Here is a 14,258-nt window from a genome sequence, read left to right on the forward strand (position 1 = left end):
CCAGGATGTCTCATTCGATCACCTTCGGCACCAGGAACAGCCCGTTCTCGACGGCGGGCGCGCTGCGCTGGTTGAGCTCGCGCCGGTTAGGCTCGCTGGCCACGTCCTCGGCCAGGCGCAGCGTCACATCCTGGATGGCGGCCACCGGGTGGGACAGCGGCTCGACGCCGGCGGTGTCGACGGCGCGCATGCGCTCGACCAGCTCGAAGAAGCCGTTGATCTGGCCGAGCATGCGTTCGCTCTCGTCGGGCGCGAGCTCCAGCCGGGCGAGCGAGGCGATGCGCGCGATATCTGCAGAAGTGAGGGACATCGGAATGAGCGATGGAAAAAGCAGGGCCCCGCGCGTGGCCGAATTGGCGGAATTTGCACGTCGGCAGGGTGCGCCGAAGGCGGGATGCGGAGGGGATTCGGGTATTATCCCGCCTTTGCCGCAACCCCCGCGAACACGCCGGCATTTGCTGCAAAAACGTCCATCCATCCCGTCTAAAAACGACCCAGCAAGAGGGCGACGACATGCCGACGCGCATGCCGTGCTCCAGAGGATTCCAGAATGTTCGGAGCTTTCCGTCGGTACTTTTCGACCGACCTCGCGATCGACCTCGGCACCGCCAACACCCTGATCTTTGCCCGCAACAAGGGCATCGTGCTCGACGAGCCCTCGGTCGTCGCCATCCGCCACGAGGGCGGGCCGCACGGCAAGAAGGTGATCCAGGCGGTGGGCCGCGAAGCCAAGGCCATGCTCGGCAAGGTGCCCGGCAACATCGAGGCCATCCGCCCGATGAAGGACGGCGTGATCGCCGACTTCGTGATCACCGAGCAGATGATCAAGCAGTTCATCAAGATGGTGCACCCGCGGTCGCTGCTTACGCCCAGCCCGCGCATCATCATCTGCGTGCCCTGCGGCTCGACCCAAGTCGAGCGCCGCGCCATCAAGGACGCGGCCGAGGCGGCCGGCGCCACCTCCGTCTATCTGATCGAGGAACCCATGGCCGCCGCCATCGGCGCCGGACTGCCGGTGTCGGAAGCCAGCGGCTCGATGGTGGTCGACATCGGCGGCGGCACCACTGAGGTGGGCGTGATCTCGCTGGGCGGCATGGTCTACAAGGGCAGCGTGCGGGTCGGCGGCGACCGCTTCGACGAAGCCATCATCAACTACATCCGCCGCAACTACGGCATGCTGATCGGCGAGCCGACGGCCGAAGTCATCAAGAAGAGCATCGGCTCGGCCTACCCCGGCTCCGAGGTCAAGGAGATGGAAGTCAAGGGCCGCAATCTCAGCGAAGGCGTGCCGCGCAGCTTCACCATCAGCAGCAACGAGGTGCTGGAGGCGCTGACCGATCCGCTCAACAACATCGTCTCGGCCGTCAAGAACGCGCTGGAGCAGACCCCGCCCGAGCTGGGCGCCGACATCGCCGAGCGCGGCATGATGCTGACCGGCGGCGGCGCCCTGCTGCGCGACCTGGATCGCCTGCTGGCCGAAGAGACCGGCCTGCCGGTGCTGGTGGCGGAAGACCCCTTGACCTGCGTGGTGCGCGGCTGCGGCATCGCCCTGGAGCGGATGGACCGCCTGGGCAGCATCTTCACCAGCGAATAAATGTTGCTCGCCCCCAGGTCGCGCGCACTTCGTGTCGCGCTCCCATCCCCGACCGGGGGCGGCGCCTGCGGTCCGGCAAAGCCGGTCCTGCGGCACCCCCCGAACAGTCCGGCTCGTGGCATAAAGCAGCATGCCGCTCGGCACCCTTGACCGCACTGCGCCGCCCCTGTTCAACCAGGGACCCTCGGCACTCAGCAAGCTGATCTTCTTCAGCGCGCTGGCGCTGTTCCTGATGGTGGCCGACGCCCGCTTCAACATCGTGCAGCCGCTGCGCGCCGGCATCGGGGCGGTGCTCTATCCGGTCCAGTGGCTGGCCCTGAAGCCGGTGCAGCTGGCACTGGGCGGCGGCCGCTACCTGGAAGATCTGCAGACCGCGCAGACCAAGGAGGCCGATGCACGCAAGGCGCTGGCGCTGCAGTCCGAACGGGCCAGCCAGGCCGACACCCTGGCGCAGGAGAACGCCCGGCTGCGCTCGCTGCTCGAGCTGCGCCAGATCACGCAGACACCGGGCCGCGCGGCCGAGGTGCTCTACGACGCGGCCGACCCGTATACCCGCAAGCTGGTGATCGACCAGGGCCTGGCCAACGGCATCGCGCCGGGCTCGCCGGTGATCGACGAGCACGGCGTGGTGGGCCAGGTCACGCAGGTCCAGCCCCTCACCAGCGAGATCACGCTGGTGATCGACCGCGACCTGTCGATCCCGGTGCAGAACGTGCGCACCGGCGCGCGCAGCGTGGCCTTCGGCGATGCCAGCGCCCATGGCGGCGGGCTGGAGCTGCGCTTTACCGCCGCCAACGCCGATGTGCAAGAGGGCGACCTGCTCACCACCAGCGGGGTCGACGGCGTCTACCCGCCGGGGCTGCCGGTGGCGAAGATCGACCGCATCGACCGCCGCGCCGACTCTGCCTTCGCCCGCATCCACTGCCTGCCCATGGCCCATGTGACGGCCGCGCGCTACGTGCTGGTGTTGGCGCCCACCGCCAATCAGATGCCCAAGCCGGCGCCCCCCGCGGCAGCCGACGCCAGCGCGGCGGCGAAGAAGAAGGCCGACAAGTCCGGCGCGAAGGCCGGAAAGGGCGACAAGGCGGACAAGCCCGCCAAGGCAGAGAAGAAAGAGGGCCGCACCCCATGATCATGCGTCCCGGCCACCAGCAGCTTCTGCTGCCGGTCAACCCCTTGTTCCTCTGGGCCAGCCTGATCGTGGCGCTGCTGATCAATATGGTGCCCCTGGGCCGCGCTGCCTGGCTGCCCGACCTGCTGGCGCTGGCGATCGTCTTCTGGAGCGTGCACCAGCCGGCGCGCATCGGCATCGGCGCGGCCTTCATGTTCGGCCTGCTGATGGACGTGCACCAGACCGCGCTGCTGGGCCAGCATGCGCTGTCCTACACGACGCTGGGCTTCTTCGCGATCATGGTCCACCGTCGGCTGCTCTGGTATCCGCTGCTCTCGCAGGCGCTGCAGGTGCTGCCGCTGTTCGCGATCTCGCACCTGATCGAGGTGGCGATCCGGATGATCGGCGGCGGCATCTTCCCCGGCTGGGGCTTCCTGGTCGCGCCGGTGGTCGAGGCGTGCCTCTGGCCTTTCGTGACACTGCTGCTGCTGGCGCCGCAACGGCGCGCCCCCGAGCCCGATGCCAACCGGCCCTTGTAACAGCCCCGGCTGCCGCCTTGTCCCGCGCCCGCGGGCGGCGTAGGCTTCGCGCGCCATGACCGAACTCCGCAACGTTGCCGCCGACCTCGCACGCTTCAAGCGCCGCGTGCTCGTGATCGGCCTGGTGGTGCTGGTCGCCTTCGGGCTGCTGTGCGCGCGGCTCTTCTTCCTGCAGGTGGTCCGGCACGAGGACCTCGCGGAGCAGGCCGAGAGCAACCGCACGGCAGTGGTCCCGGTGGTGCCCAATCGCGGCCTGATCCTCGACCGCAACGGCATCGTGCTGGCCTCCAACTACTCGGCCTACACGCTGGAGATCACGCCCTCCAAGGTCGGCAGCCTGGAGGACACCATCGACAGCCTGGGCGAGGTGGTGGAGGTCTCGCAGCGCGACCGCCGCCGCTTCAAGCGCCTGCGGGAGGACTCGCGCAGCTTCGACTCGATCCCGATCCGCACCCGCCTGAGCGACGAGGAGGTCGCCCGCTTCGCGGCCCAGCGCTACCGCTTCCCCGGCGTCGAGATCAAGGCGCGGCTGTTCCGCAACTACCCCAACGGCGAGCTCGCCGCCCACGTGCTCGGCTACATCGGCCGCATCAACCAGCGCGAGAAGACCGCGATGGAGGATTGGAGCGAGGAGGACCAGGCCAACTACAAGGGCACCGACTACATCGGCAAGCTGGGCATCGAGCAGAGCTACGAGAAGACGCTGCATGGCCACACCGGCGTCGAGCAGATGGAAACCTCGGCTGGCGGCCGGGCGGTGCGCCGGCTAGGCAGCCACCCGGCGACGCCGGGCAACACCGTCAAGCTCTCGCTCGACATCAAGCTGCAGAAGCTGATCGAGGACATGTTCGGCGAGCGCCGCGGCGCCCTGGTGGCCATCGATCCCAACTCCGGCGAGATCCTGGCCTTCGTCTCCAAGCCCACCTTCGACCCGAACCTGTTCGTCGAGGGGATCGACGGCGAGAGCTGGGCGGCGCTCAACGAATCCATCGACAAGCCGCTCCTGAACCGCGCGCTGCGCGGCACCTACCCGCCGGGCTCCACCTTCAAGCCCTTCATGGCCCTCGCCGCGTTGCAGCTCAACAAGCGCGCGCCCAGCGTGGTGGTCAACGATCCCGGCTTCTACACCTTCGGCGGCCACACCTTCCGCAGCCACGAGGGCGGACTGGGCGGCGTGGACATGCACCGCGCGATCCAGATGTCGAGCAACACCTACTTCTACTCGCTCGCCGTCGACATGGGCGTGGACGCCATCCACGACTTCATGAAGCCGCTGGGCTTCGGCCAGATCACCGGCATCGACGTCCAGGGCGAGGTGCGCGGCCTGCTGCCCAGCACCACCTGGAAGCGCGAGGCCTACAAGCGCCCCGAAATGAAGAAGTGGTACCCGGGCGAGACCGTGTCGCTCGGCATCGGCCAGGGCTACAACAACTTCACCATGCTGCAACTGGCGGTGGCCGAAGCGACGCTGGCCAATGGGGGTACCAAATACCGGCCGCACCTGGTCAAGGCCGTCAAGGACACGGTCACGGGCGAGATCACCGAGGTGGTGCAGACGCCTGGCGAGAGCCTCGGCTACCAGGCCAAGCACGTCGACCTGGTGCGCAACGCCCTGGTGGCGGTGAACAAGGGCGGCACCGGCACGCGGGTGTTCGCCGGCGCGCCCTACACCTCGGCCGGCAAGACCGGCACCGCCCAGGCCGTGACGTGGGGCCAGAACACCAAGTACAACGCCAAGGCGCTGGAGGAGCACCAGCGCGACCACTCGCTGTTCGCCGCCTTCGCGCCGGCCGAGGCGCCGAAGATCGCGATCGCCGTCATCGTCGAGAACGCCGGCTTCGGCGCGGCGGCGGCGGCGCCCATCGTGCGCCGGGCGTTCGACTACTGGCTGGCCGACCAGTACCCCAACGAGCAGGACCTGGCGGCCGTGCAGGTCGGCAAGGCCGTCGCGCCGATGGGCAAGCCGCGCGTGGCCAGCGAGATGCCCTGGCCCATCGTGAGCGGCGCCGCAACGGCGCCCTGAACAGCCACCGCGGGTTAACCCTGTGTCATCGAGGGGGATTAATCCCTCGTGTACGCTCGCGGCCTTTGTAAACAATCGTTACTAACGATATCGATCGTACGCAAGGTCGGAAAGGGCTTATGGACATCGGGAACCAAGGCGGGCGCCGCTTCGCGCGTTGGCGCGCCGCCTGTGCGGCTGTATTTTTGTCGGCGAGCGCCTCATGGGGCGCGGCTGCCGAGCCCATCGTCATCGGGCAGGTCGCACCTTTCACCGGCCCGCAAGCAGTCACCGGACGGGCGATCCATGCCGGCGCGAAGCTGTACTTCGACGCCATCAATGCCAAGGGCGGGGTGCGCGGCCGGCCGGTCAAGCTCGTGACGCGCGACGATGCGCAGAAGGCGGAAGAGAGCGTGCGCCTAACTCGGGAGATCATCGCCGCCGAATCGCCGGTGGCCCTGATGGGAACGGTGGGCACCACCAACCTCGAGGCCATCGCCAAGGACGGCGTGCTGGCGCAGAAGGGGGTCGCGATGATCGGCGCCGTCTCGGGCGCGAGCACCGTGGCGCAGGCGCCGGGCATCTACGTGGTGAAGGCGAGCTACCACGACGAGGTCGCGCGGCTGTTCGGCCAACTCGCCGCCGTCGGCGTGCAGCGCGTGGGCGTGGTCTACCAAGACGATGGCCTGGGCCAGGACGTGCTGGCCGGGGCCGAGGCGGCCGCCAAGGCCCATGGCATGCAACTGGTCGTGCGCGCCGGCTACCCGCGCAACACGGTGGCGGTCGAGAAGGCCGTGGCCGAGATCGCCAAGGCCAAGGTACAGGTCGTCTTCCTCGGCGCGACCACGGCGGCGGGCATCGAGTTCGTCAAGCAATACACGGCCGCGGGCGGTGCCGGCAGCATGCTTTACGGCCTGTCGATCATCGACACCGACGCGCTGCTCAAGGCGCTCGGGCCCGAACGGGCGCGCGGCTACGCCTTCTCGGTCGTCCTGCCGCAGCAGGGGGACCGCGCCGTGGTGCGCGAGTACCTGCAACTGCGCCAGGCATCCAAGGACCCGGATCTTTCGGCGCGCTCGATGGAGGGCTTCATCGCCGCCAAGGCGCTGGTCAAGGTGATGGAGGGCGCCAACACCCTCAGCGCGGCCGGCGTGGGCGCCGCGCTGGCCTCTGCGAAAGCCGTGGACGTCGGCGGTTACGTGCTCGACTTCAGCACGCGGGGGCAGACCGCCTCGCGCTACGTGGACTTCGCGATGTTCGGCGCCAGGGGCAAGCTGGTTCAGTGACGGGTGGGGCGCGGCCGCGCCCCATATGGGGGCGCTTTTGGCGCCGCCAAAAGAAAAGGCGCCGACCAGCGGCGCCTTGATAAAAAAAACAACATCTCGTGCGGATGCCTTGTCTGTAGCCTGTTCTAGTTCTTCGGCAAGTGTCTCCTCGGTTCCCCCGCGCTGCGGGCAGGCCCGTTTGCGAGTGGCTGGACTTTAGGCGGACGCACCGTGCCAGTGCATCGGGGATTACCCGCCATCTGAAACAAGCAGAAACAAGACGGCGCTACGAACCGCCGGCGGCCTCGCGAATCCAGCCGGCCGCCTTCTCCGCGATCATCAGGGTGGGACTGTTGGTGTTGCCGCTGGTGATGACGGGCATGGCGCCGGCATCGACCACGCGCAGCCCGGCGATGCCGCGCACCCGCAGGCGCGAATCCAGCACGGCCATCGGATCGCCGTCGGCGCCCATCCGGGTGGTGCCCACCGGATGGAAGATGGTCGTGGCGATGTCGCCGGCCAGCCGCGCCAGCTCCTCGTCGCTCTGGTATTCGAGGCCGGGCCTCCATTCCTCGGGCCGGTACTTCGCCAGCGCGGGCTGGGCCGTGATATGGCGTGTGACGCGCAGCGAATCGGCCGCCACCTTGCGGTCCGCCTCGGTGCTCAGGTAGCACGGCGCGATCGCCGGCGCATCCGAGAAGCGGTGGCTCTTGATCTGCACCGTGCCGCGGCTGGTCGGATTCAGGTTGCACACGCTCGCGGTGAAGGCCGGAAAGCTGTGCAGCGGCTCGCCGAAGGCGTCGAGCGAGAGCGGCTGCACGTGGTACTGGAGGTTGGGCCATTCGTGCTCGGGTGAGCTGCGGGTGAAGGCGCCGAGCTGCGAGGGAGCCATGCTCATCGGGCCGCTGCGCTTCAGCAGGTATTCGAGGCCGATCCTGGCTTTGCCGTAATAGGACGAAGCCAGCATGTTGAGCGTGGGCGCGTCCTTGATCTTGTAGACGGCGCGGATCTGCAGGTGGTCCTGCAGGTTGGCGCCGACGCCGGGCGCGTCGAGCGCCACTTCGATGCCGTGCCGGCGCAGCAGCTCCGCCGGCCCGATGCCCGAGAGCTGCAGGACCTGCGGCGAGCCGATGCTGCCGGCGCACACGATCACCTCGCGCGTCGCGTGGGCGACGACCATCTCGTGGCCGTCCCATACCTGCACGCCGCTGCAGTGCTTTTGGCCGTCCGGCGCCGTGTCGAGCAGCAGGCGCGAGACCTGCGCGCCGGTCCACAGCTCGAAGTTGGGGCGGCCGTAGCAGGTGGGCCGCAGGAAGGCCTTGGCGGTGTTCCAGCGCCAGCCGTTCTTCTGATTGACCTGGAAGTAGCCCACGCCCTCGTTGCTGCCGCGGTTGAAGTCCGTCGAATGCGGAATGCCGGCCTGCTGCGCCGCCTGGGCGAAGGCATCCAGGACGTCCCAGCGCACGCGCTGACGCTCGACCCGCCACTCGCCGCCGGCGCCGTGCAGTTCGTCGGCGCCGAGGTAGAAGTCCTCGTGCTGCTTGAAGGCCGGCAGGACCTGGTCCCAGCGCCAGGTGTCGTCGCCGGTGAGCGCTGCCCACTGGTCGTAGTCGCGCGACTGGCCACGCATGTAGATCATGCCGTTGATGGAGGAGGAGCCGCCCAGCGTCTTGCCGCGCGGGTAGCGCAGGCTGCGGCCGTTGAGGCCGGCGTCGGGCTCGGTCGTGTAGAGCCAGTCGGTGCGCGGGTTGCCGATGCAGTAGAGATAGCCCACCGGGATGTGGATCCAGTGGTAGTCGTCCTTGCGGCCGGCCTCGATCAGCAGCACGCGCCGGTTCTTGTCGGCGCTCAGGCGGTTGGCCATCAGCGCACCGGCGGTGCCGGCGCCGACGATGACGTAGTCGAAGGTGGTGTCGTCGCTCATGCCTGTGTGTCGGTCTCGCTTGTTGTCTTTCGGTGTGCCCATTGCGTGTTCCGGCTCCAAACCGAATCGGACATTGTGGCAAAGGCCCGCCTGCTACGCGAACGCCTGCGCCGACGCGCGGCGAACGGCGAACGGCTTTCGAGCTGTCAAGCGCGGCGGTTACGATGTGGCGATCTCCGTTCTGCCGAACCGCCCACCCTCCATGTCGACCGTCCCGCCGCCGCCCGCTTACGCGCAAGACGCGGATAGCAGGCGTCCCCGCGTCGATCAACGCGAGGAGGCCGGCGGTCGCTGGGCGGTCGCCAGCGGCTGCTGGACCGCGATGGCCATGTCCTCCCGGACCAGCTGGGATGCGCTCGAGAAGAGCCTCGCGGGCGCGCCGGCGCAGGACGGCCGGGCCTGGGACCTGCGCCCGATCGACCAGCTCGATCACATCGGTGCCCAGCTGCTGTGGAACCACTGGCAGCACGAATGGCCGGCGCGGCTGGAGATGGAGTCGCAGCACAAGGCCGTGCTCGACCAGGTGGCGCAATACACCTGCCGCGCGCCGGCCGAGCCGGCCAAGACGCTGGCCGAGCACCTGCGCGACTTCGCCCACATCGGCCCGCGCATCATGTTCGTGGCGCGCGACTTCCTGCGCCTGATCGGCCAGCTCACCCTCGACATTGGCAAGCTGCTGCGCGCGCCGCATCGCGCACCGTGGCGCGACTTCTCGGGGCACCTTTATCACTTCGGCGCCACCGCGCTGCCGATCACCGCGCTGGTGGGCCTGCTGATCGGCGTGGTGCTGGCCTACCTGACCTCGCAGCAGCTGCGCCAGTACGGAGGCGAGGCCTTCATCGTCAACATCCTCGGCCTGTCGCTGATCCGCGAGCTGGGCCCGGTGCTGGCGGCCGTGCTGATCGCCGGCCGCTCGGGCTCGGCCATTACCGCGCAGATCGGCGTGATGCGCGTGACCGAGGAACTCGACGCGATGCGCGTGATGGGCATCCCGCACGGCTTCCGCCTGGTGATGCCGCGGGTGCTGGCGCTGGCCATCGCGATGCCGCTGATCAGCATGTGGACCTCGATGGCGGCGCTCCTCGGCGGCATGATCGCGGCCGATCTCACGCTGGACATCGGGCCGGCCTATTTCATGACGGCGCTGCCGCGCGCGGTGCCGCTGACCAACCTGTGGCTGGCGATGGGCAAGTCGGCCGTGTTCGGCGTGCTGATCGCGCTGATCGCCTGCTACTTCGGCATGAAGGTCAAGCCCAACACGGAGAGCCTGGGGCGCGGCACCACCTCGTCGGTGGTGGCCTCGATCACGGTGGTGATCCTGGTCGATGCGCTGTTCGCGGTGCTGTTCAGGGGCGTGGGGTTCCGGGCATGAATGGAGACAACGAAAGCGGAAACGGCAACGTCCACGGCGAGGCGGTCGTCGAGATCCGCAAGCTCTGGACCGTGTTCGAGTCGCCCGAGGGCGACCAGGTGGTGCACCGCGACCTCGACCTCACCATCCACCGCGGCGAGGTGCTGTCGCTGGTGGGCGGCTCGGGCACCGGCAAGACCGTGCTGCTGCGCCAGATCCTGGGCCTCGAGCATCCGGACAAGGGCGAGGTCTCGGTGCTTGGCCATCCGCCCGGGCGCATGAGCGCCACCGGCGCCGCCCAGGTCGGCATGCTGTTCCAGCACGGCGCCTTGTTCTCAGCCTTCAGCGTGCTCGACAACATCGCTTTCCCGCTGCGCGAGCTCAAGCTTTTGCCCGAGGACCTGATCCGCGACGCCGCGCTGGTCAAGCTGCAGATGGTCGGCCTCGAGCCGCATCACGCCACCAAGAGCCCGGCGGATCTTTCGGGCGGCATGATCAAGCGCGTGGCGCTGGCGCGTGCGCTGATCATGGACCCGCCCCTGCTCCTGCTCGACGAGCCCACCGCGGGGCTGGACCCCGAGAGCGCCGACGGCTTTTGTGACCTGCTGCGCGGCCTGCACCGCGAACTCGGGCTCACGGTGGTGATGGTCACGCACGATCTCGACACGCTGTTCGACCTGAGCACCCGTATCGCGGTGCTGGCCGACCAGCGCGTGATCGTCGCCGGCACCGCGCGCGACGTGATCGCCTATCCGCATCCCTTCATCCACGAGTACTTCCTCGGCGGCCGCGGCCAGCGCGCCATGGAGGCCCTGCACGAAGGCGCGCCCTCGGCGCTCGTCGCGGGGCATCATCCAGGCGCGCGCCCGGTCCCATCCACTGAAAGGTAGCTGCCATGGAAAACAAGGCCCATGCCATCGCCGCCGGCGCCTTCGTGCTCGGCCTGGCCGCTGCGCTGATCGCGCTGGTGGTCTGGCTCACGCGCGACAACACGGTGCGCAACGTCTACGAACTGTCCACGCGCGACGCCGTCAGCGGCCTGCAGCCACAGGCCATGGTGCGCTACCGCGGCATCTCCGTCGGCAAGGTGTCCCTGATCGACTTCGACCCCAAGGTCAAGGGTAATGTGCGGGTGCGCATCACGGTCGACCAGCGGGTGCCGCTCACCACCTCCAGCTACGCCACCCTGGCCTACCAGGGCGTGACCGGCCTCGCCTTCATCGCGCTGGACGACAAGGGCGAATCGCAGACGCCGCTGTCGCCCAACAACGACGACCCGCCGCGCATCCCGCTCAAGCCCTCGGTGCTGGCCCAGTTGCAGGAACGCGGCGAGGCCATCATCGGCCAGATCGAGGAAGTGACGAAGCGTGCCAACACCCTGCTGGGCGACCCCAACCAGAAGCGCATCGCCGACGCGCTGGAGAGCATCTCGCAGGCCACGGCCAGCGCCAACGAGCTCACGCGCTCGCTCGACAACACCGTCAAGAATGGGCTCAACCCGGCGCTGGCGGCGCTGCCGCCGCTGATCGAGCGGACCAAGGACACGATGGGCACGGTGAAGGCGGCCGCCAGCGACGTCTCGCGGGTGGCCAACAATGCCAACACCACCGTGACCCGCCTGAACGCGAAGGACGGCCCGGTCGAGCGCTTGAGCGACGGCACCCGGGCGCTGGCGCAGGCGGTCGATTCCTTCAACGCCGCCACCCTGCCGCGCGTGAACCGCGTAGCCGACGACACCTCGCGGGCGGTGCGCCGCCTGGGTCGCACGGCCGACAGCATCAACGACAACCCGCAATCGCTGCTCTTCGGCAACGGTGGCGTGGTCGCGGGGCCGGGCGAGCCCGGCTTTTCCGCGCCGGCCGCGCGCCCTTGACCGTGACGAACATGAAGAACAACGCACACCCGTACCCGCGCGCGCTCGTCCGGCGCCTTCCGATCCTTGCCGTGCTTGCCGCAGGCGCCGCGCTGCTCGCAGCGGGCTGCGGCGCGCTGCCCGACAAACCCGCCCGTGCGACGCTCTACGACTTCGGGCCCAACCTCGCGGCGGCCGCGCCGGCACCGGCGAATTCCCCGGCGCTGCCGCCGATCGCGCTGGCCGAGATCGACGCCAGCATGCGGCTCGAGGGCACGCAGCTGCTCTACCGCCTGGGCTACGCCGACGCCAACGAGCTGCGCCCCTATGGCCAGGCGCGCTGGAGCCTGGCGCCGGCCCAGCTGCTGCACCAGCGGCTGCGCGATGCGCTGGCCATGCGCCGTACCGTGCTCGGCTCGGAGGAGAGCGCCACCATCGCGCGCACCGAGGGCCGGGTCCCCGACACCCTGCGGATCTCGCTCGACGAGTTCAGCCACTACTTCGAGTCGCCGTCCACGAGCGTAGGCCTGGTGCGGATGCGCGCCACGCTGATCCGCGGCGGCAGCGGCGGCGACCGCGTGCTGGCGCAGCGCAGCTTCGCGGTGCAGCGGCCGGCGCCGAGCGCCGACGCGGCCGGCGGCGTCAAGGGTTTGGCGGCAGCGAGCGATGCGGCGGTGGCCGAGCTCGTGGCCTGGGTGGACCAGCCGCGCTGACACATCCCGGCCCGGCCATGTACCGCATCGGCCTGATCTCCGACACGCACGGGCTGCTGCGGCCCGAGGCGCTGGCCTTCCTGCAGGGCTGCGATCACATCGTGCACGGCGGCGACATCGGCGATCCGCGGATCCTCGCGCAGCTGGCCGGGCTGGCGCCGCTGACGGCAGTGCGCGGCAACAACGACGTGGGCGCCTGGGCCGACGCCGTGCCCGCCGCGGCGCGGGTGGAATTCGCGGGTCTGCGCCTCTACGTGATCCATGACCTCGCCGAGCTGAAGATCGATCCGGCGGCCGAGGGCGTGCGCGTGGTGGTGTGCGGCCATTCGCACCGGCCCAAGGCCGAGGAGCGCGGGGGCGTCTGGTACGTCAATCCCGGCAGCGCCGGACCGCCACGCTTCCGGCTGCCGATCTCGGCGGCCGAGTTGCGCGTGGACGACGGCGTCGTCACGCCGCAGCTCGTCGAACTGGTGAAGCGCTGACCGCGGTCAGTGCGTGCGGGTCAGCGCCGGGAACAGGGTGGAAAGGCCGTCCGCCATCACCTCCACCGACAGTGCGGCGAGGATCAGGCCCATGAGCCGGGTCATCACGTTGATGCCGGTCTTGCCGAGCACGCGCGCGATCGGGTCGGCCAGCGAGAAGATGACGCCGGTTACCAGCCCGACCACCACGCCGTAACCCACCAGGATCGCGAGCTCCCAGACATGTTGCGTCTTGTCGGCATAGATCACCATCGTCGACATGGTGGCCGGCCCGGTCAAAAGCGGGATGGTCAGCGGCACCACCGCGATCGAGGCGCCCAGCGAAGCCTTGATTTCCGCGGCGCGGATTTCCTCTTCGTTGCTCTTCGATTCCGCCGGCTGCGCGTTGAGCATGTTGAGCGAGCTGATCAACAGCAGCATGCCGCCTCCTACTTGGAAGCTGGCGATCGAGATGCCGAAGAAGGCGAGCAGCTGCAGCCCGAGCAGCGCGCTGATCGCGATGACCACGAAGGCGCTGAAGGCCGACACCCAGGCCGTGCGCTTGCGCTGCGCCTCGGTGTAGCCCTGCGTGTAGTGGATGAAGAAAGGCACGATCGCCAGCGGGTTCACGATGGCAAGCAGCGTGATCATCGGCTTGACCAGGTCCATGGCGGGCGTGGCCACTCAGCGTCCCCCAGTGATGTCGAGGAAGGTGCCGGTGACGTAGCTGGCCTCGTCAGACAGCAGCCACGCGATGCCGTTGGCGACCTCCTGCGCGCTGCCGGTACGCTTCATCGGAACGGTGGAGGCCAGCTGAAAGGCGCGGTCGGGCATGCCGCCCGAGGCGTGGATCTCGGTGTCGATGAGGCCCGGGCGCACCGCGTTGACGCGGATGCCTTCGTCCGCGACCTCCTTGGCCAGGCCGATGGTGAAGCTCTCGATCGCGCCCTTGCTGGCCGCATAGTCGACGTACTGGCCCGGCGAGCCCAGGCGCGCCGCGGCGCTGGAGAGGTTGACGATGGCGCCGCCGCTGCCGCCATGTTTCGTGCTCAAGCGCCGCACCGCCTCGCGCGCGCAGAGGAAGCTGCCGATCACGTTGATGCGCAGCATCCGCTCGAGCCGCGCCACGCTCATGCCGTCGACCCGCGCCTGCACGTCGACCACGCCGGCGTTGTTGACCAGCGCGCCGAGGCGGCCGAACTTGGCGTCGACCTTCTCGAACATCGCCTTCACCTGCGCCTCGTCGCCCACGTCGGCCTGCACGCTCATGGCGCGCCCGCCCTGGTCGCGGATCGCGCGCACCACCTCGTCGGCGGCCAGGGAATTGCTGGCATAGTTGACGGCCACCGCGAAGCCGCGCTGCGCGGCGAGCAGCGCGGTCGCGGCGCCGATGCCGCGGCTGCCGCCCGTGATCAAGAGCACCTGGTCCAAATCCCGCCTCCTGCA

General features: G+C 69.1%; 14 protein-coding genes. 10 read left to right on the plus strand and 4 right to left on the minus strand.

The features are described from left to right. Positions 1-10: 10 nt before the first annotated feature. Positions 11-310: an Asp-tRNA(Asn)/Glu-tRNA(Gln) amidotransferase subunit GatC gene (gene gatC / locus GXN78_RS14755; protein WP_106560936.1), complete on the minus strand. Its 300-nt coding sequence runs from the start codon at positions 308-310 to the stop codon at positions 11-13. Between the two features lie 240 nt (positions 311-550). Between gatC and GXN78_RS14760 the strand changes: the two genes are divergently transcribed. The 5 genes from GXN78_RS14760 (at position 551) to GXN78_RS14780 (ending at position 6,532) form a co-directional block, all read left to right on the plus strand. Beyond that, positions 551-1,594, plus strand: coding sequence for a rod shape-determining protein (locus GXN78_RS14760; RefSeq protein ID WP_106560937.1), 1,044 nt, complete (start codon positions 551-553; stop codon positions 1,592-1,594). A gap of 130 nt (positions 1,595-1,724) precedes the next feature. Beyond that, the gene (gene mreC, locus GXN78_RS14765; RefSeq protein WP_106560938.1) at positions 1,725-2,726 is read left to right on the plus strand and encodes a rod shape-determining protein MreC; all 1,002 of its coding nucleotides are present in this window, start codon (positions 1,725-1,727) and stop codon (positions 2,724-2,726) included. Then, on the plus strand, positions 2,723-3,244 hold the full coding sequence (gene mreD, locus GXN78_RS14770) for a rod shape-determining protein MreD (RefSeq protein WP_106560939.1): 522 nt from the start codon (positions 2,723-2,725) through the stop codon (positions 3,242-3,244). Before mreC ends, mreD begins: the two co-directional genes overlap by 4 nt. Before the next feature lie 55 nt (positions 3,245-3,299). Next, a complete protein-coding gene (gene mrdA, locus GXN78_RS14775; RefSeq protein ID WP_106560940.1) occupies positions 3,300-5,267 on the plus strand; it encodes a penicillin-binding protein 2 in 1,968 nt (655 codons plus the stop codon). 119 nt (positions 5,268-5,386) lie between these two features. Beyond that, positions 5,387-6,532, plus strand: coding sequence for an ABC transporter substrate-binding protein (locus GXN78_RS14780; protein ID WP_106560941.1), 1,146 nt, complete (start codon positions 5,387-5,389; stop codon positions 6,530-6,532). 265 nt (positions 6,533-6,797) lie between these two features. Here GXN78_RS14780 and GXN78_RS14785 read toward each other — a convergent pair whose 3' ends face one another. Next, positions 6,798-8,435, minus strand: coding sequence for a GMC family oxidoreductase N-terminal domain-containing protein (locus tag GXN78_RS14785; protein ID WP_106560942.1), 1,638 nt, complete (start codon positions 8,433-8,435; stop codon positions 6,798-6,800). Between the two features lie 202 nt (positions 8,436-8,637). Between GXN78_RS14785 and GXN78_RS14790 the strand changes: the two genes are divergently transcribed. From GXN78_RS14790 to GXN78_RS14810, 5 genes are read left to right on the plus strand one after another with little or no spacing between them, the layout of a single operon-like run. Beyond that, positions 8,638-9,807 (plus strand): ABC transporter permease, encoded by a 1,170-nt coding sequence (locus GXN78_RS14790; RefSeq protein ID WP_106560943.1) that lies wholly within the window; start codon positions 8,638-8,640, stop codon positions 9,805-9,807. After that, positions 9,804-10,676 carry an ATP-binding cassette domain-containing protein gene (locus GXN78_RS14795; RefSeq protein WP_106560944.1) on the plus strand — a complete coding sequence of 291 codons (873 nt, stop codon included), beginning with the start codon at positions 9,804-9,806 and terminating at the stop codon, positions 10,674-10,676. Before GXN78_RS14790 ends, GXN78_RS14795 begins: the two co-directional genes overlap by 4 nt. A gap of 5 nt (positions 10,677-10,681) precedes the next feature. Next, entirely contained in the window at positions 10,682-11,659 is a 978-nt protein-coding gene (locus GXN78_RS14800) for an MlaD family protein (protein WP_106560945.1), read from the plus strand. Between the two features lie 11 nt (positions 11,660-11,670). Beyond that, positions 11,671-12,351 (plus strand): ABC-type transport auxiliary lipoprotein family protein, encoded by a 681-nt coding sequence (locus GXN78_RS14805; protein ID WP_106560946.1) that lies wholly within the window; start codon positions 11,671-11,673, stop codon positions 12,349-12,351. Between the two features lie 17 nt (positions 12,352-12,368). Then, positions 12,369-12,833 carry a metallophosphoesterase family protein gene (locus tag GXN78_RS14810; protein ID WP_106560947.1) on the plus strand — a complete coding sequence of 155 codons (465 nt, stop codon included), beginning with the start codon at positions 12,369-12,371 and terminating at the stop codon, positions 12,831-12,833. A 6-nt stretch (positions 12,834-12,839) separates the two neighbouring features. On the opposite strand, the gene GXN78_RS14815 is transcribed toward GXN78_RS14810, so the two are convergent. Next, positions 12,840-13,481, minus strand: coding sequence for a MarC family protein (locus tag GXN78_RS14815; protein ID WP_106560961.1), 642 nt, complete (start codon positions 13,479-13,481; stop codon positions 12,840-12,842). 15 nt (positions 13,482-13,496) lie between these two features. Next, the gene (locus GXN78_RS14820; protein ID WP_106560948.1) at positions 13,497-14,243 is read right to left on the minus strand and encodes an SDR family oxidoreductase; all 747 of its coding nucleotides are present in this window, start codon (positions 14,241-14,243) and stop codon (positions 13,497-13,499) included. Between the last annotated feature and the right edge of the window lie 15 nt (positions 14,244-14,258).

Origin of the sequence: Variovorax sp. WS11 (assembly GCF_010499245.1) — a bacterium.
GTDB lineage: Bacteria > Pseudomonadota > Gammaproteobacteria > Burkholderiales > Burkholderiaceae_C > Variovorax.